16 protein-coding genes are annotated in these 19,278 nt (G+C 60.1%); 13 read left to right on the plus strand and 3 right to left on the minus strand.

Going from position 1 to position 19,278, the window contains the following annotated elements; translation table 11 throughout:
* Positions 1–13: 13 nt before the first annotated feature.
* The 7 genes from AACH55_RS08865 (at position 14) to AACH55_RS08895 (ending at position 7,472) form a co-directional block, all read left to right on the plus strand.
* Positions 14–1,189 (plus strand): DUF6708 domain-containing protein, encoded by a 1,176-nt coding sequence (locus AACH55_RS08865; protein WP_338719066.1) that lies wholly within the window; start codon positions 14–16, stop codon positions 1,187–1,189.
* Between the two features lie 55 nt (positions 1,190–1,244).
* Positions 1,245–2,426 (plus strand): DUF6708 domain-containing protein, encoded by a 1,182-nt coding sequence (locus AACH55_RS08870; protein ID WP_338719067.1) that lies wholly within the window; start codon positions 1,245–1,247, stop codon positions 2,424–2,426.
* 55 nt (positions 2,427–2,481) lie between these two features.
* On the plus strand, positions 2,482–3,660 hold the full coding sequence (locus AACH55_RS08875; protein ID WP_338719068.1) for a DUF6708 domain-containing protein: 1,179 nt from the start codon (positions 2,482–2,484) through the stop codon (positions 3,658–3,660).
* Positions 3,661–3,715: 55 nt separating this feature from the next.
* Positions 3,716–4,327: a hypothetical protein gene (locus tag AACH55_RS08880; RefSeq protein WP_338719069.1), complete on the plus strand. Its 612-nt coding sequence runs from the start codon at positions 3,716–3,718 to the stop codon at positions 4,325–4,327.
* Between the two features lie 42 nt (positions 4,328–4,369).
* A protein-coding gene (locus tag AACH55_RS08885) for an IS3 family transposase (RefSeq protein WP_338715475.1) occupies positions 4,370–5,604 on the plus strand; the annotation gives its coding sequence in 2 pieces (ribosomal slippage) (positions 4,370–4,730 and positions 4,730–5,604; 1,236 coding nt in all).
* Positions 5,605–5,656: 52 nt separating this feature from the next.
* Positions 5,657–6,223 (plus strand): DUF6708 domain-containing protein, encoded by a 567-nt coding sequence (locus AACH55_RS08890; protein ID WP_338720228.1) that lies wholly within the window; start codon positions 5,657–5,659, stop codon positions 6,221–6,223.
* 55 nt (positions 6,224–6,278) lie between these two features.
* Positions 6,279–7,472 (plus strand): DUF6708 domain-containing protein, encoded by a 1,194-nt coding sequence (locus tag AACH55_RS08895; RefSeq protein WP_338719070.1) that lies wholly within the window; start codon positions 6,279–6,281, stop codon positions 7,470–7,472.
* A gap of 157 nt (positions 7,473–7,629) precedes the next feature.
* On the opposite strand, the gene AACH55_RS08900 is transcribed toward AACH55_RS08895, so the two are convergent.
* The gene (locus AACH55_RS08900) at positions 7,630–8,784 is read right to left on the minus strand and encodes a GNAT family N-acetyltransferase (RefSeq protein WP_338719071.1); all 1,155 of its coding nucleotides are present in this window, start codon (positions 8,782–8,784) and stop codon (positions 7,630–7,632) included.
* Positions 8,785–8,904: 120 nt separating this feature from the next.
* Between AACH55_RS08900 and AACH55_RS08905 the strand changes: the two genes are divergently transcribed.
* From AACH55_RS08905 to AACH55_RS08920, 4 genes are all read left to right on the plus strand, one after another.
* Positions 8,905–10,962 carry an NAD(+) synthase gene (locus tag AACH55_RS08905; protein ID WP_338719072.1) on the plus strand — a complete coding sequence of 686 codons (2,058 nt, stop codon included), beginning with the start codon at positions 8,905–8,907 and terminating at the stop codon, positions 10,960–10,962.
* 176 nt (positions 10,963–11,138) lie between these two features.
* A complete protein-coding gene (locus AACH55_RS08910) occupies positions 11,139–11,477 on the plus strand; it encodes a P-II family nitrogen regulator (RefSeq protein WP_145602603.1) in 339 nt (112 codons plus the stop codon).
* Positions 11,478–11,738: 261 nt separating this feature from the next.
* On the plus strand, positions 11,739–13,259 hold the full coding sequence (gene adh / locus AACH55_RS08915; RefSeq protein WP_338719073.1) for an aldehyde dehydrogenase: 1,521 nt from the start codon (positions 11,739–11,741) through the stop codon (positions 13,257–13,259).
* Positions 13,260–13,365: 106 nt separating this feature from the next.
* Positions 13,366–13,746 carry a DUF779 domain-containing protein gene (locus tag AACH55_RS08920; protein WP_338719074.1) on the plus strand — a complete coding sequence of 127 codons (381 nt, stop codon included), beginning with the start codon at positions 13,366–13,368 and terminating at the stop codon, positions 13,744–13,746.
* Here the strand turns inward: AACH55_RS08920 and AACH55_RS08925 are convergent.
* Positions 13,727–15,742: a sigma-54-dependent Fis family transcriptional regulator gene (locus AACH55_RS08925; RefSeq protein WP_338719075.1), complete on the minus strand. Its 2,016-nt coding sequence runs from the start codon at positions 15,740–15,742 to the stop codon at positions 13,727–13,729. The two genes, AACH55_RS08920 and AACH55_RS08925, sit on opposite strands and share 20 nt — an antisense overlap.
* A gap of 189 nt (positions 15,743–15,931) precedes the next feature.
* Between AACH55_RS08925 and AACH55_RS08930 the strand changes: the two genes are divergently transcribed.
* Both AACH55_RS08930 and AACH55_RS08935 read left to right on the plus strand, forming a co-directional pair.
* A complete protein-coding gene (locus AACH55_RS08930; protein ID WP_338720230.1) occupies positions 15,932–17,179 on the plus strand; it encodes a PA0069 family radical SAM protein in 1,248 nt (415 codons plus the stop codon).
* Between the two features lie 57 nt (positions 17,180–17,236).
* The gene (locus AACH55_RS08935; protein WP_338719076.1) at positions 17,237–18,562 is read left to right on the plus strand and encodes a leucine-rich repeat-containing protein kinase family protein; all 1,326 of its coding nucleotides are present in this window, start codon (positions 17,237–17,239) and stop codon (positions 18,560–18,562) included.
* Between the two features lie 32 nt (positions 18,563–18,594).
* On the opposite strand, the gene AACH55_RS08940 is transcribed toward AACH55_RS08935, so the two are convergent.
* A complete protein-coding gene (locus tag AACH55_RS08940; RefSeq protein ID WP_338719077.1) occupies positions 18,595–19,248 on the minus strand; it encodes a Smr/MutS family protein in 654 nt (217 codons plus the stop codon).
* Positions 19,249–19,278: the final 30 nt, after the last annotated feature.

Below are 19,278 nucleotides of genomic sequence, written 5' to 3' on the forward strand. Positions count from 1 at the left end.
TTTATGAGTAAAGATGATGAGCAAGGGTGACCGCAAAGCCGCACGCATTGCGCAGCGTGCGCAACAAGAAGGTGCCCAAGGTAAGCCCTATGGTTCCTTCGAACCAGATGGCGCAGCCGCCCATGAGAGTGACTTTGTGCTATACGACTGGACGGGGCAAGCTGCCAGCGACGCATTTTTTGCTTTGCATAACGAGGCTGCTTTTAAGGGTTTGGGCACTGATGCAGTGCTGCTGCCACCGCACAGCTTGAGCGTGAGCCGCACCCCTAATACAAGTGCCTCGGTCATCGAAGCCTATCCGCATGGGCTGGCTTACGCCGATCAGATCGCAGGAATCGTGGGAATGGCGGCATTTGGTGCATTAATGTTTTCGCCACTTGCTGGTATATATATTTACGATTCAATTGTGAGATTTAACCAATTCGGAATTTTTTCAACATTATTTGGATGGATATGTTTGGTCTTTAGTACAAGCATTCTTTATTTCCTTATCCGTTGGGACATCACCGGCTATCGCTACGCCCCTGTACTCTTTGATCGTGCCGCAGGGAAGGTGCATGTGTTCTTTGATCAAACGCTGCTGTTTCGCTGGCTACCGCTGTGGGGTGGCGGCAAGTATGAAATCCAGACCTACGACTGGTCTTGCATACGCGGCCAAGTGACGCGCTCTCGCGTGGTCACTGGGAACACCGCACAAGAACTCGCTTCGCTTTCTTGTGTGGTAGTGCAAAGCCCACAAGATCCCACGGTGGTAGCCCAGTTTGAAGTGGGCGGCAGCACCAATGCGCTGGCGGTGCAGCTACTGCTAGACCGCTGGGAACATGTGCGCCGCTTCATGGAACACGAGGGTCCGTTGTTTGTGCAAGATGACGGCCCGTATGTACCGCCGGCTACACAGTCATTGTGGGGCGCATTGTGCTGGGGCCAACCGCTCATTGGTCCGGGACGACATGCGCCGAGTGTTGGCATGGTGCTGGCGCAAATGTTTACTGCGTGTTTTGTATGGTTCACCGTTCCGTTTGGGCTGGTGGGTTGGGTGTGCTTTCACATCAAAGACAAACCAAAATGGCCTGCAGAAATTCTAGCGAGCGTGGGAGGTAACCCACTTAGCGGGAAAGACCTGGAGGCTTGGCGCGGTGTGGTGCAAGCATCCAAACATGAGTCTGGCAATCAAAAAGCTCGTAGTTGATTTGCACTGCAAATTTTCTTGGCCAGAAGGCGAAAAATTTGATGAGTAAAAAACGATGAGCAAGGGTGACCGCAAAGCCGCACGCATTGCACAGCGTGCGCAACAAGAAGGTGCGCAAGGTAAGCCCTATGGTTCGTTCGAACCCGATGGCCCAGATGTCCATGAGAGTGACTTCGTGTTGTATGACTGGACGGGGCAAGCCGCTAGTGACGCATTTTTTGCTCTGCATAACGAGCCTGCCTTCAAGGGGTTGGGCAATGATGCGGTGCTGCTGCCACCGCACAGCTTGAGCGTGAGCCGTACACCTAATACAAGCGGCTCGGTCATCGAGGCCTATCCGCATGGGTTGGCTTACACCGATCAAATTGCGGGGATTGTGGGGGCGATGGCTTTTATGGCTTTGTTCATGTTTTTGCCAGCCTTCTTACTTATGTGTCACCTTCTTATCTCTATTCATCAAAACGGAAATTTGGGTATTGGAATTCAGTTACTCGGAGTGGTAATGCTTCTTTTTGGTGGAACTATTCTCTACTTTTCTTTCCGTTGGGACATCACCGGCTACCGCTACGCCCCTGTACTCTTTGATCGTGCCGCAGGGAAGGTGCATGTGTTCTTTGATCAAACGCTGCTGTTTCGCTGGCTACCGCTGTGGGGTGGTGGCAAGTATGAAATCCAGACCTACGACTGGTCTTGCATACGCGGCCAAGTGACGCGCTCTCGTGTGTTCACTGGGAACACCGCACAAGAACTCGCTTCGCTTTCTTGTGTGGTGGTGCGAGGTCCACAAGATCCCACGGTGGTAGCCCAGTTCGAAGTGGGTGGCAGCACCAATGCGCTGGCGGTGCAGTTACTGCTAGACCGCTGGGAACATGTGCGCCGCTTCATGGAACATGAAGGGCCGCTGTTTGTGCAAGATGACGGGCCGTATGTTCCACCGGCTACGCAGTCATTGTGGGGAGCATTGTGTTGGGGCCAACCGCTCATTGGTCCGGGACGACATGCGCCGAGTGTCGGCATGGTGTTGGCGCAAATCTTTACGGCGTTTTTTATATGGTTCACCGTTCCATTTGGGCTAGTGGGTTGGTTGTGCTTCCATATCAAAGACAAACCAAAATGGCCTGCGGAAATTCTGGCAAGCGTCGGGGGCAACCCACTCACCGGGAAAGACCTGGAGGCTTGGCGCGGTGTGGTGCCTGCATCCAAACATGAGTCTGGCAATCAAAAAGCTCGTAGTTGATTTGCACTGCAAATTTTCTTGGCCAGAAGGCGAAAAATTTGATGAGTAAAAACCGATGAGCAAGGGTGACCGCAAAGCCGTACGCATTGCACAGTGTGCGCAACAAGAAGGTGCGCAAGGTAAGCCCTATGGTTCGTTCAAGCCAGATGGGTCAGCCGCTCATGAGAGTGACTTTGTGCTGTACGACTGGACAGGACAAGCCGCCAGTGACGCATTTTTTGCTCTGCATAACGAGCCTGCATTTAAAGGCTTAGGTAATGATGCGGTACTACTGCCTCCGCACAGCTTGAGCGTGAGCCGCAACCCTAATACAAGCGGCTCGGTCATCGAAGCTTATCCGCATGGCTTGGCCTATGTTGATCGGATTGCAGGGATGGTGGGAGTGGGAGCGTTTAGTGCATTAATGTTTTCGCCACTCTTCTTACTTATGTGTCACCTTCTTATCACTATTCATAACAATGGAATGTTCGGCTTTGGAATTCAGCTATTCGGATTGTTGACGATTCTCTTCGGTGGAACTGTTCTCTACTTTTCTTTCCGCTGGGACATCACCGGCTACCGCTACGCCCCTGTACTCTTTGACCGTGCCGCCGGCAAAGTGCATGTGTTCTTTGATCAAATGCTGTTGTTTCGCTGGCTACCGCTATGGGGTGGCGGCAAGTATGAAATTCAGACCTACGACTGGTCTTGCATACGCGGCCAAGTGACGCGCTCTCGTGTGTTCACTGGGAACACCGCACAAGAACTCGCTTCGCTCTCTTGTGTGGTGGTGCGAGGTCCACAAGATCCCACGGTGGTAGCCCAGTTCGAAGTGGGTGGCAGCACCAATGCGCTGGCGGTGCAGTTACTGCTAGACCGCTGGGAACATGTGCGCCGCTTCATGGAACATGAAGGGCCGCTGTTTGTGCAAGATGACGGGCCGTATGTTCCACCGGCTACGCAGTCATTGTGGGGAGCATTGTGTTGGGGCCAACCGCTCATTGGTCCGGGACGACATGCGCCGAGTGTCGGCATGGTGTTGGCGCAAATCTTTACGGCGTTTTTTATATGGTTCACCGTTCCATTTGGGCTAGTGGGTTGGTTGTGCTTCCATATCAAAGACAAACCAAAATGGCCTGCGGAAATTCTGGCAAGCGTCGGGGGCAACCCACTCACCGGGAAAGACCTGGACGCTTGGCGCGGTGTGGTGCCAGCATCCAAACATGAGTCTGGCAATCAAAAAGCTCGTAGTTGATTTGCACTGCAAATTTTCTTGGCCAGAAGGCGAAAAATTTGATGAGTAAAAAACGATGAGCAAGGGTGACCGCAAAGCCGCACGCATTGCCCAGCGTGCGCAACAGGAAGGTGCACAAGGTAAGCCCTATGGCTCGTTCGAGCCAGATGGTGCAGCCGCCCATGAGAGTGACTTTGTGCTGTACGACTGGACAGGGCAAGCCGCCAGTGACACATTTTTTGCGCTGCATAACGAGCCTGCCTTTAAGGGTTTGGGCACTGAGTCCGTGCTGCTGCCCCCGCACAGCTTGGGCGTAAGTCGCACCCCCAATGCAAGCGGCTCGGTCATCGAAGCTTATCCGCATGGATTGGCTTACACCGATCAGATCGCGGGGATGGTGGGAATGGCAGCGTTTGGTGCATTGTTGTCTTCTCCTATTATTTTTCTCGGCATTTATGAATCTATCGCAAGACTAGGCTCTCTTGGATGGTTCTGGGGATTTTTGATAATGTGCCTGAATGCATTTAGTACAGTAGTTCTTTACTTTCTGATTCGTTGGGACATCACCGGCTACCGCTACGCCCCTGTACTCTTTGACCGTGCCGCCGGCAAAGTGCATGTGTTCTTTGACCAAACACTGTTGTTTCGCTGGCTACCGCTATGGGGTGGTGGTGGAATAGCCCCTTGAATCTCAGGACACGAAGACTCTCTTAAAATAGAGGATAGTCTTATGACCAGTTTTACGACTAGGCAAACCGTGGAGCACATCGAGATTCTGACCGAGCCGGAGCGTCGCAGAAGACGCACGCCCCAAGAAAAAATAGCCATCGTCCAGGAGACCTTGGCTCCTGGAGCTTCCGTATCAGCCGTTGCCAGGCGACACGGGGTGAACGCGAACCAGGTGTTTGGTTGGCGCAAGCAGTACCAGGAAGGCAGTCTGACCGCCGTCAAGGCTGGCGAGACGGTAGTCCCGGCCTCGGAGCTGGCCGCGGCCATCAAGGAAATCAAAGAACTGCAGCGGCTGTTGGGCAAGAAGACCATGGAGAACGAGATTCTGCGCGAGGCCGTCGAATGGGGCCGGTCAAAAAACCTGATTGCGCGCTCGCCCTTGCTGCCGGAGGACGACCAATGAAAGTGGTCTGTGACGTTCTCGGTGTGGCGCGCTCTGCAGTGGCAGTAAAACGAGCCCGGAGCCCGGAATGGCGAGATGGCCGTAGTGCTCGCAAAGTCGGCGACAGCGGCTTGCTCGAAGAGATTGAGCTGTATGTCGCGAGCTTGCCGAGCTATGGCTATCGCCGCATCTGGGCTTTGCTGCGACGTAGCCGGGAATCTCTGGGGCAAGCGTGCGTGAACCATAAGCGGGTCTATCGCGTCATGCGAGAGCACGCGTTGCTGCTGCGCCGACCTGGTGTGAGACGCGACAATCGACGCCACGATGGTCGCGTAGCGGTCAAGCAAAGTAATGCGCGCTGGTGTTCGGACGGCTTCGAATTCCGTTGTGATGACGGGGCTGCATTGAGAGTGACGTTTGCACTGGATTGTTGTGACCGTGAAGCCATCAGCTGGGCGGCCACTACCGGTGGGCATAGCGGGGATGTCGTGCGCGACGTGATGCTGGCCGCCGTGGAGCAGAGGTTTGGAAGCACGCAGACTCCACAGGTGATTGAATGGCTCAGCGACAACGGCTCGGCCTACATCGACCATCGCACACGCAGCTTCGCTCGCGAGCTGGGATTGGAGCCCTTGACCACGCCCGTGCGCTCGCCACAGAGTAACGGCATGGCGGAGCGGTTCGTAAAAACGATGAAGCATGATTACATCGCCTTCATGGACAAGCCCGATGTGCCTACGGCGCTCACGCATCTGGCCTCTGCCTTCGAGCAATACAATGAGCGCCATCCGCACAAGGCCCTGAAATACCGCTCGCCTCGCGAGTTCAGACGGGCTGCAGCATCAGTAACTTAACGATGTCTGAGTGTCCTGAATTGCGGGGGCAACTACAGGTGGCAAGTATGAAATCCAGACCTACGACTGGTCTTGCATACGCGGCCAAGTGACGCGCTCTCGTGTGTTCACTGGGAACACCGCACAAGAACTCGCTTCGCTCTCTTGTGTGGTGGTACGAGGTCCACAAGATCCCACAGTGGTAGCCCAGTTCGAAGTGGGCGGCAGCACCAATGCGCTGGCGGTGCAGTTACTGCTAGACCGCTGGGAACATGTGCGCCGCTTCATGGAACATGAAGGGCCGCTGTTTGTGCAAGATGACGGGCCGTATGTTCCACCGGCTACGCAGTCATTGTGGGGCGCTTTGTGCTGGGGCCAACCGCTTATTGGTCCAGGACGACATGCGCCGAGTGTCGGCATGGTGTTGGCGCAATTATTTACGGCGTGCTTTGTGTGGTTCACCGTTCCGTTTGGGCTGGTGGGTTGGGTGTGCTTTCACATCAAAGACAAACCTAAATGGCCTGCAGAAATTCTAGCGAGCGTGGGAGGTAACCCACTTAGCGGGAAAGACCTGGCGGCTTGGCGCGGGGTGGTGCCTGCATCCAAAGATGAGTCTGGCAATCAAAAAGCTCGTAGTTGATTTGCACTGCAAATTGCCCTGGCCGGCAGCCGCGAAATATGATGAGTAAAAAACGATGAGCAAGGGCGATCGCAAAGCCGCACGCATTGCACAGCGTGCGCAACAAGAAGGTGCGCAAGGTAAGCCCTATGGTTCGTTCAAGCCAGATGGGTCAGCCGCTCATGAGAGTGACTTTGTGCTGTATGACTGGACAGGGCAAGCTGCCAGCGATGCATTTTTTGCTCTGCGTAATGATCCTGCTTTTAAAGGCTTTGGCACCGATGCAGTACTACTGCCCCCGCACAGTTTGAGTGTGAGTCGCGCACCCCATACAGGTGGCTTGGCAATGGAAGCCTATCCGCATGGTTTGGCTTACGCCGATCAGATTGCAGGTGGGCTAGGCATGGCGGCGTTTGGTGCATTATTTATGGGCTTACCAATTCTTTCAGTGGGAATACAAGGGCTCCCGTGGTTATTTAGCCAGATTGGCCAGGGTGGTTTGGGCAGCGGTTTCGCATTTGGATTGTCGTTTTGTTTGTTTGTATTCTGTGTGTTAATGGTCTGGTTCCTTATCCGCTGGGACATCACCGGCTACCGCTACGCCCCTGTACTCTTTGACCGTGCCGCAGGGAAGGTGCATGTGTTCTTTGATCAAACGCTGCTGTTTCGCTGGCTACCGCTATGGGGTGGTGGCAAGTATGAAATTCAGACCTACGACTGGTCTTGCATACGCGGCCAAGTGACACGCTCTCGCGTGGTCACAGGTAATGTCGCCCAAGAACTCGCTTCGCTTTCTTGTGTGGTAGTGCAAAGCCCACAAGATCCCACGGTGATAGGCCAGTTCGAAGTGGGCGGCAGCACCAATGCGCTGGCGGTGCAGTTACTGCTAGACCGCTGGGAACATGTGCGCCGCTTCATGGAACATGAAGGGCCGTTGTTTGTGCAAGATGACGGGCCGTATATTCCACCGGCTACGCAGTCATTGTGGGGAGCATTGTGTTGGGGCCAACCGCTCATTGGTCCGGGACGACATGCGCCGAGTGTCGGCATGGTGCTGGCGCAAATCTTTACGGCGTTTTTTATATGGTTCACCGTTCCATTTGGGCTGGTGGGTTGGTTGTGCTTTCACATCAAAGACAAGCCAAAATGGCCTGCGGAAATTCTGGCAAGCGTCGGGGGCAACCCACTCACCGGGAAAGACCTGGAGGCTTGGCGCGGTGTGGTGCCTGCATCCACGCTTGAGTCAGGCAATCAAAAAACGCGTAGTTGATTCGCATGGTTGTGCTTCCACATCAGAGACAACCCTAAATGGCGCGCAGAAATCCTGGTAAGCGTAAGCCAGCCTGAAAATATAAACAATTTAAATCATTTGCGCATTTCAGTTGAAACCGATCCGTGTGTAGCACGAACCGGTGCTTTGCGCATTTTCAGCGCGGCGGATCGCGGAAGGGATTGTGTTCGTTCAGCTCGGAAATATAGCCATCGATGCCATTGCTTTCGCGCGACAGGAAATGCTCCACCGCATCGTAGAACCCCGGATGCGCCAGCCAGTGCGCCGACCAGGTTTTCTGCGGCAGAAAACCGCGCGCCATCTTGTGCTCGCCCTGGGCGCCGCCTTCGAACCAGGTGATCTTCTCGGCGATGCAGAATTCCAGCGGCTGGTAATACGCCGTCTCGAAATGCAGGCAGGGTACGTGTTCCAGCGCGCCCCAGTAGCGGCCATAGAGCGTGTCGTCGTCATGCACGGTGAGCGAAGAGGCAATCGGCTGCTCGCCGCGCAGGGCCACCGTCAGCAGCAGATGCTGCGGCATGGTCTGGCCGATGCGGCGGAAGAAATCCAGGTTCAGGTAGGGCGTGGAATAGTGCGCCGCATAGGTGTGCCGGTAGCAGCGATTGAAGAAGCGCCAGTGCGCCTCGGTGATCTCGGCTCCGCGCAGCCAGACGAAGCGCACGCCTTGCTCGGCCACCTTGCGCCGTTCGGCCAGGATGTTCTTGCGCTTCTTGCGGTCCAGCGTGTCGACGAATTCCGCAAAATCGCCATAACCTTCATTGTGCCAGTGGAACTGCACGCCACTGCGCAGCAGGAAACCGTCGTCCGCCAGCTGCTGCGCCTGTTCCGGCGGGGGATACAGAATGTGCGTGGAGGAAACTTCATTTCGCTCTTGCAGCGCCCGTAGCGCGGCCACCAGCGCGCCGCGTGCGGTCTCGTCGATGGCCATCAGGCGCGCGCCGCGTACCGGCGTAAAGGGGATGGCCGAGAGCAGCTTGGGGTAGTAGTCCACGCCATGCCGCTGGTAAGCCTCGGCCCAGGCCCAGTCGAAGACGTATTCGCCGTAAGAGTGGAACTTGCGGTACAGGGGCAGGGCGGCCACCAGTTGTTCTTGTTGTGCATCGCCCTGCCACAGTGTCAGGTAATGCGGCTCCCAGCCGGATTCGGGACTGGCGCTGCCGCTCTCATGCAGCGCATGCAGGAAGGCATAGGAGAGGAAGGGATTGCCCTCGGCCTGGGACGCCACCAGGGCATCCCAGCGCTGTTGGCCGATCTCGGCCAGAGAAGAAACGATTCGCGTGCGATAATCCATGGACTGCGAGTGACCTGCGAAAGTTGGCGCGGCCCTCGGCCCCGCTGGAACAGGCATTCTACGCAAAATGAACAGAACGCGTCGCCGCCATGGCGATGTCCACGGAGTCCCGAACACGCTATGCAAAGCCCCTTCTTCAATCTCTACAGCCACGGTTTCGCCCGCGTCGCAGTGGCGGTGCCGGACTGCAAGGTGGCCGATCCCGGCTTCAACGCCGAGCGCACCATCGCCCTGGCCGAACAGGCCGCCGCCCGTGGTGCTGCCCTGGTGTCCTTCCCCGAACTGGGCCTGTCGGCCTACAGCTGCGAAGACCTGTTCCAGCAGCGTGCCTTGCTGGAAGCGTCCCTGCAGGCCCTGCAATCGGTGCTGGAAGCGTCCATGCGCATCTGCGCCGCGCTCGTCGTGGGCATGCCCCTGAAGGTCGATCACCAGCTTTACAACTGCGCCGTGGTGGTCCATAACGGCCGCATCATGGGCGTGGTGCCCAAGAGCTACCTGCCCAACTACAGCGAATTCTACGAAGCGCGCCAGTTCAGCAGCGCCGATTGCGCCGTCACGCGCCGCACGCGTCTGTTGGGGCAGGATGTGGACTTCGGCAGCCATCTGCTGTTCGAGATCGGCAATATCCCCGACTTCCGTTTCCACATCGAAATCTGCGAAGACGTCTGGGTGCCGGTCCCGCCGTCTTCCTTCGCGGCGCTGGCCGGGGCCACCGTGCTGGTGAACCTGTCGGCTTCCAATATCGTGGTGGGCAAGGCGGGGTATCGCCATCAGCTGGTGTCGCAGCAATCGGCGCGCTGCCTGGCGGCGTATCTGTATTCCTCGGCCGGCAATGGAGAATCGACCACCGACCTGGCCTGGGATGGCCAGGCACTCATCTGCGAGAACGGCGAACTGCTGGCCGAGTCCGAGCGCTTCGCCGAAGGCGGTCACGTGATCTATGCCGATGTCGACCTGGAACGCCTCTCGCGTGAGCGCATCCACCAGACCACCTTCGGCCAGTCGGTGCGTCGTCATGCAGAAGAAGTACGTCGCTTCGAGGTGGTCCGCTTCGATGTGCAGATTCCGGTGGAGCAGGCATTGCCGCTGCAGCGCAGGGTGGCGCGTTTCCCGTATGTGCCGGCCAATGCCGAACAGCGCGAACTGCGCTGTCGCGAGGTCTACAACATCCAGGTGCAGGCGCTGGTGCAGCGGCTGTCCTCGTCGGGGTTGAAGAAGGTGGTCATCGGTGTGTCGGGCGGGCTCGATTCGACGCACGCGCTGCTGGTCTGCGCCAAGGCCATGGACAAGCTGGGCCTGCCGCGTTCCAACATCCTGGCCTACACCATGCCCGGCTTTGCCACCAGCAGCCGCACGCTGGTGCAGGCGCATCAGCTGATGGCACAGGTCGGCTGCGCGGCGCAGGAAATCGATATCCGTCCCAGCTGCGAACAGATGTTGAAAGACCTCGGCCACCCGTATTCGCGCGGCGAGCCGGTCTATGACATCACCTTCGAAAACGTGCAGGCCGGCGAGCGCACCAATCACCTGTTCCGCCTGGCCAACCATCATGGCGCCATCGTCATCGGCACGGGCGACCTGTCCGAACTGGCGCTGGGCTGGTGCACCTATGGCGTGGGCGATCACATGTCGCACTACAACGTCAATGCCAGCGTGCCCAAGACTTTGATTACCCACCTGGTGCGCTGGGTGGCCGAATCGGGTTCGCTGGAACTGAAGCAGCCGGAAGTGCTGATCCACATCCTGGAAACCGAGATCAGCCCGGAACTGGTGCCGGGCGCCTCGGACGGCGAGCCGGGCCAGCGCACGCAGGACTTCATCGGCCCCTACGAGCTGCAGGATTTCAATCTCTACTACATCCTGCGCTATGGCTTCGCGCCGGCGAAGGTGGCCTTCCTGGCGCACAGCGCCTGGCAGGACCGTACGCTCGGCCACTGGCCCGAGGGATTGCACGGCCCGCGCAACCAGTACAGCTTGCCGCAGATCAAGAAAAACCTGGGCATCTTCGTCTATCGCTTCTTCAAGACCAGCCAGTTCAAGCGCTCCTGCGTGCCCAATGCCCCCAAGGTCGGTACCGGCGGCTCGCTCTCGCCGCGCGGGGATTGGCGTGCGCCCAGTGATGGCGAGGCCACCGTCTGGCTCAGGGATCTGGAGCGTATTCCCGATCTGGAGGGCTGAAAGCGGCTTTTTATGGTCCAGCCTGTCCAATAAGGTTGAAAGCTGTCCGAGCCTGATTGACAATGTGCAAGTGGGCAGGGTGCCACGGCCCTGCCAGTAAAAAAACAACAATCCTTACCCGCTATTCAACAGATCAACAGATCGTTTCTTTACGACATACCAAGAGAGGAATTGCCATGAAACAAGTGACCGCCATCATCAAACCGTTCAAGCTGGACGAGGTGCGTGAATCCCTCGCCGAAGTCGGCGTCACGGGCCTGACGGTCACCGAAGTGAAAGGCTTCGGTCGCCAGAAGGGCCACACCGAACTCTATCGCGGTGCCGAATACGTGGTCGATTTCCTGCCCAAGGTCAAGATCGAGGTCGTGGTGGATGACAATGTGGTCGAGCAGGCCGTGGATGCCATCATCAAGGCCGCCCGCACCGGCAAGATCGGCGACGGCAAGATCTTCGTGCAGGAAGTGGAACAGGTGATCCGTATCCGTACCGGCGAAACCGGGCCGGATGCCGTCTGATCCAGACCTGCTGAGTGCAGCATCAAAAACCGGCCGCTGGCCGGTTTTTTTACGTCCCCGGTCGGCCGCCGAGGTGTTGCAGCGTGTTGCCCGGCACTGTCCCACGCTGCGCCAGACTGACACAGCGTGACAAGGCAATGGCCCGAAGCGCCGCGCCAGGCGGGCCTTTGGCGGCTGGCATGCGATTTGCCATCTGGAGGGATGAACGCCCGCTGCGGCCCGGATCGCGGCGGGATTTCAACCATAACCAACGGAGACGACATGAACCTGGCAGACATCAGCAAACTCGGCGTACGCGATCCCTTCAAGCAACGTTACGACAACTTCATCGGTGGCAAATTCGTGCCGCCGGTCAAGGGGGAATACTTCGAGAACATCAGCCCGGTGATCGGACGCGCCTTCTGTGAAGTGGCCCGTTCCAGCGCCGAAGACGTGGAACTGGCGCTGGATGCCGCGCACGCCGCCAAGAAGAGCTGGGGCAAGACTTCCCCGGCCGAGCGCGCCAATGTGCTGCTCAAGATCGCCGACCGCATGGAAGCCAACCTGGAGCTGCTGGCCACCGCCGAAACCCTGGACAACGGCAAGCCCATCCGCGAAACCATGGCCGCCGACATTCCGCTGGCCATCGACCACTTCCGCTATTTCGCCGCTGCCGTGCGCACCCAGGAAGGCAGCATCTGCCCCATCGACAGCGACACCTACGCCTACCACTTCCATGAGCCGCTGGGCGTGGTCGGCCAGATCATCCCCTGGAACTTCCCCATCCTGATGGCGGTGTGGAAGCTGGCCCCGGCGCTGGCGGCCGGCAACTGCGTGGTGTTGAAGCCTGCTGAACAGACGCCCGCCTCCATCATGGTCCTGATCGAACTGATCGCCGACCTGATCCCGCCCGGCGTGGTCAATATCGTGCAGGGCTTCGGCGTAGAAGCCGGCAAGCCGCTGGCCTCCAACAAGCGCATCGCCAAGATCGCCTTCACCGGCGAGACCACCACCGGCCGCCTGATCATGCAATACGCTTCGCAGAACCTGATCCCGGTGACCCTGGAGCTGGGCGGCAAGTCGCCCAACATCTTCTTTGCCGATGTGCTGGACAAGGATGACGAATTCTTCGACAAGGCGCTCGAAGGCTTCGCCATGTTCGCGCTGAACCAGGGCGAGGTCTGCACCTGCCCCTCGCGCGTGCTGGTGCAGGAATCGGTCTACGAGCGCTTCATCGAACGTGCCTTGAAGCGCGTGGCCGCCATCAAGCAGGGCAATCCGCTGGACAAGAGCACCATGATCGGCGCGCAGGCCTCGCAGGAACAGCTGGAAAAGATCCTCTCCTACATCGACATCGGCAAGCAGGAAGGCGCCAAGGTGCTGGCCGGCGGCGGACGGGAAGAACTGGGCGGCGACCTGGCCTCGGGCTACTACGTCAAGCCGACGGTCTTCCAGGGCAACAACAAGATGCGCATCTTCCAGGAAGAAATCTTCGGCCCCGTGGTGTCGGTGACCACCTTCAAGGATGAGGAAGAAGCCCTGGCCATCGCCAATGACACCCTGTACGGCCTGGGCGCTGGCCTGTGGACCCGCGATGGCACCCGTGCCTTCCGCATGGGGCGCGAAATCCAGGCCGGTCGCGTGTGGACCAACTGCTATCACCTGTATCCGGCGCATGCGGCCTTCGGCGGCTACAAGCAATCCGGCATCGGCCGCGAGAACCACAAGATGATGCTGGACCACTACCAGCAGACCAAGAACCTCCTGGTCAGCTACAGCCCCAAGGCGCTGGGCTTCTTCTGATCGCGTGATCCTTGTCTGACTCCTTGCAGCAAGGCAGCTTCGGCGCCGGTCCGCTTCCCCCGCGGCCGGCGCCGTTTTTTTTTGCAGATCCAACAGGAGAGCGGCGATGAATGCATTGCCCAGGGTGACGGCCACCGAGGCCACGGTGGAGTTGCTGCGCCAGTTGAAGGCGCGGCATGGCGAGCTGATCTTCTTCCAGTCCGGTGGCTGCTGCGATGGCAGTGCGCCGATGTGCTATCCGGCCGGCGACTTCACGCTGGGCGATACCGATGTGCATCTTGGCCAGATCGATGGCGTGCCGTTCTACATCGGCGCTGACCAGTTCGACTACTGGAAACACACGCAACTGATCATCGATGTGGTCAATGGCAACGGCGGCATGTTCTCGCTGGAGAACGGCAGCGGCAAGCGCTTCCTGACGCGCTCAAGGTTGTTCACCGATGAGGAATATGACGCTCTCGCGCCGCTCAGTGCCCGCGTGACTTGAAGCGCCGATAGAGCGTATTGCGCGACACCCCCAGCGCCTTGGCGGCGGCACTGACGTTGCCGTCATGGCTGCGCAGGGCGCGCTCGATGGCGGCCCATTCGCTGTCGTGCATGGTCAGCGATTTTTCGCGTTTTTCTTCATATGCCGTTTGGGCAGGCAGCGCGCAAGCCGCCTGCACCGGCGCTGCCTCTTCCAGAAAGTCATCTGGCAGGTGTTCCACCCCAATCCAGGCCTCACCCTCGGCCATGGCCAGCGCCGTGCGGATCAGGTTGGACAGTTGCCGCAGATTGCCCGGCCAGCGGCTGGATTGCAGCAATGCCAGGGCCTGGGCATCAAAACGCGGCGCATCGGGGCCGCCTTCCTGTTCCAGGATGCGGTCGATCAATGCACTCAGGTCGCTGCGCTCGCGCAAGGCGGGCAGCTTTACCTGCAAGCCGTTGATGCGGTAGTACAGGTCTTCGCGGAAGGTATGGCGCGCGGCCATGTCGCGCAGTGGCTGGTTGGTCGCGCAGACCAGCGCAAAGTCCACCGGGATGACGCGCTGGCTGCCCAGCGGCGTTACGGCGCGTTCCTGCAAGACCCGCAGCAGACGGCCTTGCAGGGCCAGCGGCATGTCGCCGATCTCATCGAGGAAGAGGGTGCCGCCCTGGGCCTGTGCGATCTTGCCCAACGCGCCCTTGCGGCGTGCGCCGGTGAAGGCGCCGTCTTCATAGCCGAACAGTTCGGCCTCGATCAGGTTCTCGGGAATGGCCGAACAATTGACCGCCACGAAGGGCGCTGCGCCACCACGGGTCTGCGCGGCCCGGAAGCGCGCGCTCTCGCGATGGATGGCCTGGGCCAGCCATTCCTTGCCGGTGCCGGTTTCGCCGGTGATGAGGACAGGGATGTCGCGGTCGATCACCTTGCGCAACTTGGCGATGAGGGCGCTCATGCGGGCGTCGCCCGTATCGAGCGCCTGCAGGCCCGGCCGGGTCTGGCCCGGATGCGGGCGCGCGGCCGGTGCCGGGCGCGCAGCGGGGATGGCGTGCGGCGTATCGATGACAGCTTCGCGCGCATTCTGGAAATGCTGGTCGCGCAACCGCAGTTCGGCGCGGCCATGGATGCGGATGCCATTGTGCAGGCACAGCTCCAGCAAGCCCGAGGCAGCCTTGCGGTGGTGCTCGAACAGCAGCGACAGCGGCACCCCGAAGAGGGACGCAAAGGTATGCGATTGCAGCGCCGAGAGCGTCAGCCCGAGCTGGAACTGGGCACTGCGGTTGGCCGCCAGGAAACGCCCGCCGGGCGTGAAGCTGACGATGCCTTCGACCAGCGTGCCGACGAATTCGGCGCGGCTGTGGAAGTGCAGGGTGATGCAATCGGGGAAGCTGCCGGCCAGCAGATGATTTTCGATCATCTGGGCCGACATGCGCACCAGCGCCATGGTGTGCTTGTGAAAGCTGCCGCATTCGCCGGAGACGTCCAGCACCCCCAGCACCTGGCCGCGATGGTCGAAGATGGGAGCGGCCGAACAGGTCAGGAAGCGGTTGGCGTCCAGATAGTGCTGCTGGGCATGCACGGTGGTCGGCTTCTGTTCGAACAGGGCGGTGCCGATGGCATTGGTGCCGCGCAACTGTTCGGACCAGCGACTGCCCGCACCCAGCGCCACGCGGTCGGCCTTGGCGAGGAAATCGCTGTCGCCCAGGGTGTGCAGGATGGTGCCTTCGGCGTCCGACAGGATCACCATGCTGTGGGTATTGCGGATCTGGTCGTAGAGGGTTTCCATGACCGGGCGGGCGTGGCCGGAGAGGGTCTGGTTGGCTTCCAGCGTCTGCGCCAGGTCGGCGCGCGAGAGCGAGTCCAGATCGGGCCGCTGGCCGCGCGTGATGCCGTAGGACGAACTGCGCTGGTGCGAGCGTTCGATGGCCTGCAGATCCGGCATGCCCTCGGCACTGGCCTGCACCAGCGGCGAGGCGCCCAGCAATGCGCCGGCACCGGGCCGGTTTGCCTGGTATTGCATCCTTGTCTCCTTGGGACCTCTGGCGGTCCTTGTTCCCCCTTGATGGTCGCTTTCTTCGCTGTCGGGAAGCTGAGGGTGAACTAGCATAACCGATTAATGCGGCAGCCGGACAAATTGAAACAGCATTTGCAGTAGCCTCAAAGTGAAGGCAAAATACTGTTTATATATACAGTATCGTTGAGCTTGCCTTTGGCCTCCTTCCCCAAATTTCCGCAGGGCATTGCCCGGCCTTTTCCGGACCAGCCGGCGCCTTCCGGCGAGGACGACGCCACGCTCACGCCGGAAAGCTTCGTCCATCGCAGCCAGGTCGCCCGGAAGGGCCGGGGTGCCGTCACCAACCTGCGCGGGCGTTACGAATCGGTGGCGCGGGAAGAGTTCGACGATGGCTGGCAGGCCATCGGTTTTCCTGCTACGGGGGAACTTGTGGAGGAGCTTGGAGAGGAAGACGAAGCCCCGCGCCTGAAGACCATCGTCACCGAGGAAGACGCCAGGTCCATCATCAGCCGCAACAGTTCGCCGGACTTGCCGTTTTCGCTTTCCCTCAATCCCTATCGTGGATGTGAGCATGGGTGCATCTATTGTTTCGCGCGGCCTTCGCATAGTTACCTGGGCCTCTCGCCCGGGCTGGATTTCGAAAGCCGGCTGGTGGCCAAGCGCAATGCGCCCGAAGTGCTGCTGCGCGAGCTGGCCAGGCCGTCCTACCAGCCCGACACCATCACGGTGGGCATCAATACCGATGCCTACCAGCCCATCGAGCGCGAACGCCAGCTGACCCGGCGCATCCTGCAGATCCTGCATGATTGCGACAATCCGGTGGCGATGATTACCAAGTCCTCCCTGATCGAGCGCGACATCGACCTGCTGGCGCCGATGGCTGCCAAAGGGCAGGCCATCGTCGCAGTCACCATCACCACGCTCGACCCCGCCATTGCCCGCACGCTGGAGCCGCGTGCGGCCAGTCCGGCGCGGCGGTTGCGGGTGATCCGCACCTTGGCCGAGGCGGGCATTCCGGTAAGCGTATCGATCGCCCCGGTGATTCCCTTCGTGACCGAGCCGGACCTGGAGCGCGTCATGCAAGCCGCCGTCGAAGCCGGTGCGCGGCAAGCGGGTTACATCGTGCTGCGCCTGCCGTGGGAAGTCAGCCCGCTGTTCCGGCAGTGGCTGCAGGCGCATTTCCCCGACCGTGCGGCGCGGGTGATGAACCGCATCCAGGACATGCGCGGCGGCAAGGATTACGACGCCGATTTCGCTACCCGCATGCGCGGCACGGGTGTCTGGGCCGACCTGCTGCATCAGCGCTTCGAGAAGGCCAGCCGGCGCCTGGGCATCGATCATCGCAACCGGGCTTTTGCTACGCTGGATGCCAGTCGTTTTCGGCGGCCTGTGCTGGTACCGGGCCGCGCCACCGGCAATGATGCGCAGCTCGATTTGTTCTGAATGCCAGGGCTGTGGCTGCTAAACTCCGCGTTTTCGTCTGTTTCTTCACTTCTCTGCATGCACACCCTGGAACAACTGCGCAGCGGCGCCCTGGAAGGCATTACCCGCCTGTCTCTCTCGTGCGGCCTGCGCGAATTCCCGCGAGAAATCTTCACCCTGGCTGAAACCCTCGAGATTCTGGACTTGAGCGGCAACGAACTGACGACCTTGCCAGATGACCTGCCGCGTCTGCACCGGCTGCGCATCGTCTTCTGTTCCGACAATCCCTTTACCGAGTTACCCGCCGTTCTGGGGCGCTGCCCGTCGCTGGAGATGATCGGTTTCAAGGCCAACCGCATCGAACACGTTCCTGCCGAATCGCTGCCACCCGCGCTGCGCTGGCTGGTGCTGACCGACAACCGTATCGCGCAGTTGCCGTTCAGCATCGGACAGTGCAAGCGCCTGCAGAAGCTGATGCTGGCCGGTAACCGCCTGCGCACCCTGCCGCCCGAACTGGCGGCCTGCCGCAATCTGGAGCTGCTGCGCCTGTCGGCCAATGCATTGGAAGAGTTTCCGCACTGGCTGCTGACGCTGCCGCGCCTGAGCTGGCTGGCCATGGCGGGCAATCCCTGGTGCCGGGCAGTGGAGGACGCGGCGGATCGCAATGCCCAGGTGGCGGGCATAGACTGGGACGATCTACAGCTGGCCGAGAAGCTGGGCGAGGGCGCTTCCGGCGTGATCCACGCGGCGCGCTGGACAGTGGAGGACAAGAGCCAGCCCGTGGCGGTCAAGCTCTTCAAGGGCGCCGTCACCAGCGACGGCCTGCCCGAGCGTGAAATGGCCGCCTGCATCACGGCCGGCAGCCATCGCGGTCTGATCCCCGTGCTGGGGCGCTTGCAAGGACATCCGCAGGCCGCGCAAGGCCTGGTGATGCCCCTGATCGATCCGGATTTCAAGACCCTGGCCGGCCCGCCCAGCCTGCAATCCTGCACGCGCGACGTCTATGCACAAGACTTCACCCTGGCCTGGACCCAGGTGCTGGCCATTGCACGCGATATCGCCTCGGCGGCGGCACATCTGCATGCGCAGGGCATCGTGCATGGCGACCTGTACGGCCACAACATCCTGCATCGGGAAGGGGAAGCCTTGCTGGGAGATTTTGGCGCGGCCTGGTTTTACGATGCCGGCGCGCCGCATGCCTGGGGCGTGCAGGCCATGGAAGTGCGGGCTTATGGATGTCTGCTGGAAGAATTGCTGGCGCACGGCCAGCCAGTCGATGAAGCGGGACAGAAGCAGCGCGCTACCCTGGCGGCTTTGCGCCAGGCCTGCCTGTCGGCCGATGCAGCGGCACGGCCGCATTTCGAGGCCATCGTGGCCATGCTTGATACGCTGGCCACGGCCTGAGGCCGACGTCGTGGCGGCCTCTCGCCTTCGCCCTAGGCCCGCTCGCTGGAGCGCAGCAGCACCACCAGCGCGCCCGCGCCGCCATCGGCTGCGCGGGCTTGGCAAAAGGCCATCACTTCATCCTTCTGGGCCAGCCAGTTGCGCACCTTGTGCTTGAGAACGGGCTCCTTGTTCACCGAACCGAGCCCCTTGCCGTGGATCACCCGCACGCAGCGCAGGCCGCGGCGGCGCGACTGGCGCAAAAATTCACCTAATGCCTCCCGCGCCTGGTCTCGGCGATAGCCGTGCAGGTCGAGCTGGGCCTGGATCACCCAGTTGCCACGGCGCAGCTTGCTCAAGACATCCACGCCCACGCCGGGACGGGCGAAACTGAGGTTTTCGTCGCTGTCCATCAAGGTCTCGATGGTGAACTCATCCGAGAGCGACTCCAGCAGCGCTGCCTGTTCATCGGCCAGATGCTGGCGGGGAATGGGCAGAGGCGGTTGGGGCGGGTAATGGGCCTTGTCGACCACCGTGGGGCGCAAGGGCGCGACCGCGCCGATGCTGTTGCGGAAGAGATTGGCCTCCTCGCGGGCTGCCGCTTCCTGACGCTGGCGCTCGGCCAAGGCCAGTGCGCGCGCTTTTTCCTGTTCCTGCAAATCGCGGCGCAATCCCTTGAGCGCCGAGAAATCCTTCATTGTCGCCATGACAGCCACCCAACCCCTGTAGCGAATAGT

The organism is Herbaspirillum sp. DW155 (assembly GCF_037076565.1).
In the GTDB taxonomy this organism is placed as follows: Bacteria; Pseudomonadota; Gammaproteobacteria; order Burkholderiales; family Burkholderiaceae_D; genus Herbaspirillum.

Bases quoted from the DNA above. Each gene is read 5' to 3' on its own strand.
- AACH55_RS08935 (WP_338719076.1), top strand. From the start codon at position 17,237: ATGCACACCCTGGAACAACTGCGCAGCGGCGCCCTGGAAGGCATTACC.
- AACH55_RS08895 (WP_338719070.1), top strand. From the start codon at position 6,279: ATGAGCAAGGGCGATCGCAAAGCCGCACGCATTGCACAGCGTGCGCAA.
- AACH55_RS08940 (WP_338719077.1), bottom strand. From the start codon at position 19,248: ATGGCGACAATGAAGGATTTCTCGGCGCTCAAGGGATTGCGCCGCGAT.
- adh (WP_338719073.1), top strand. From the start codon at position 11,739: ATGAACCTGGCAGACATCAGCAAACTCGGCGTACGCGATCCCTTCAAG.
- AACH55_RS08900 (WP_338719071.1), bottom strand. From the start codon at position 8,784: ATGGATTATCGCACGCGAATCGTTTCTTCTCTGGCCGAGATCGGCCAA.
- AACH55_RS08905 (WP_338719072.1), top strand. From the start codon at position 8,905: ATGCAAAGCCCCTTCTTCAATCTCTACAGCCACGGTTTCGCCCGCGTC.
- AACH55_RS08880 (WP_338719069.1), top strand. From the start codon at position 3,716: ATGAGCAAGGGTGACCGCAAAGCCGCACGCATTGCCCAGCGTGCGCAA.
- AACH55_RS08875 (WP_338719068.1), top strand. From the start codon at position 2,482: ATGAGCAAGGGTGACCGCAAAGCCGTACGCATTGCACAGTGTGCGCAA.
- AACH55_RS08925 (WP_338719075.1), bottom strand. From the start codon at position 15,742: ATGCAATACCAGGCAAACCGGCCCGGTGCCGGCGCATTGCTGGGCGCC.
- AACH55_RS08910 (WP_145602603.1), top strand. From the start codon at position 11,139: ATGAAACAAGTGACCGCCATCATCAAACCGTTCAAGCTGGACGAGGTG.
- AACH55_RS08920 (WP_338719074.1), top strand. From the start codon at position 13,366: ATGAATGCATTGCCCAGGGTGACGGCCACCGAGGCCACGGTGGAGTTG.
- AACH55_RS08865 (WP_338719066.1), top strand. From the start codon at position 14: ATGATGAGCAAGGGTGACCGCAAAGCCGCACGCATTGCGCAGCGTGCG.
- AACH55_RS08870 (WP_338719067.1), top strand. From the start codon at position 1,245: ATGAGCAAGGGTGACCGCAAAGCCGCACGCATTGCACAGCGTGCGCAA.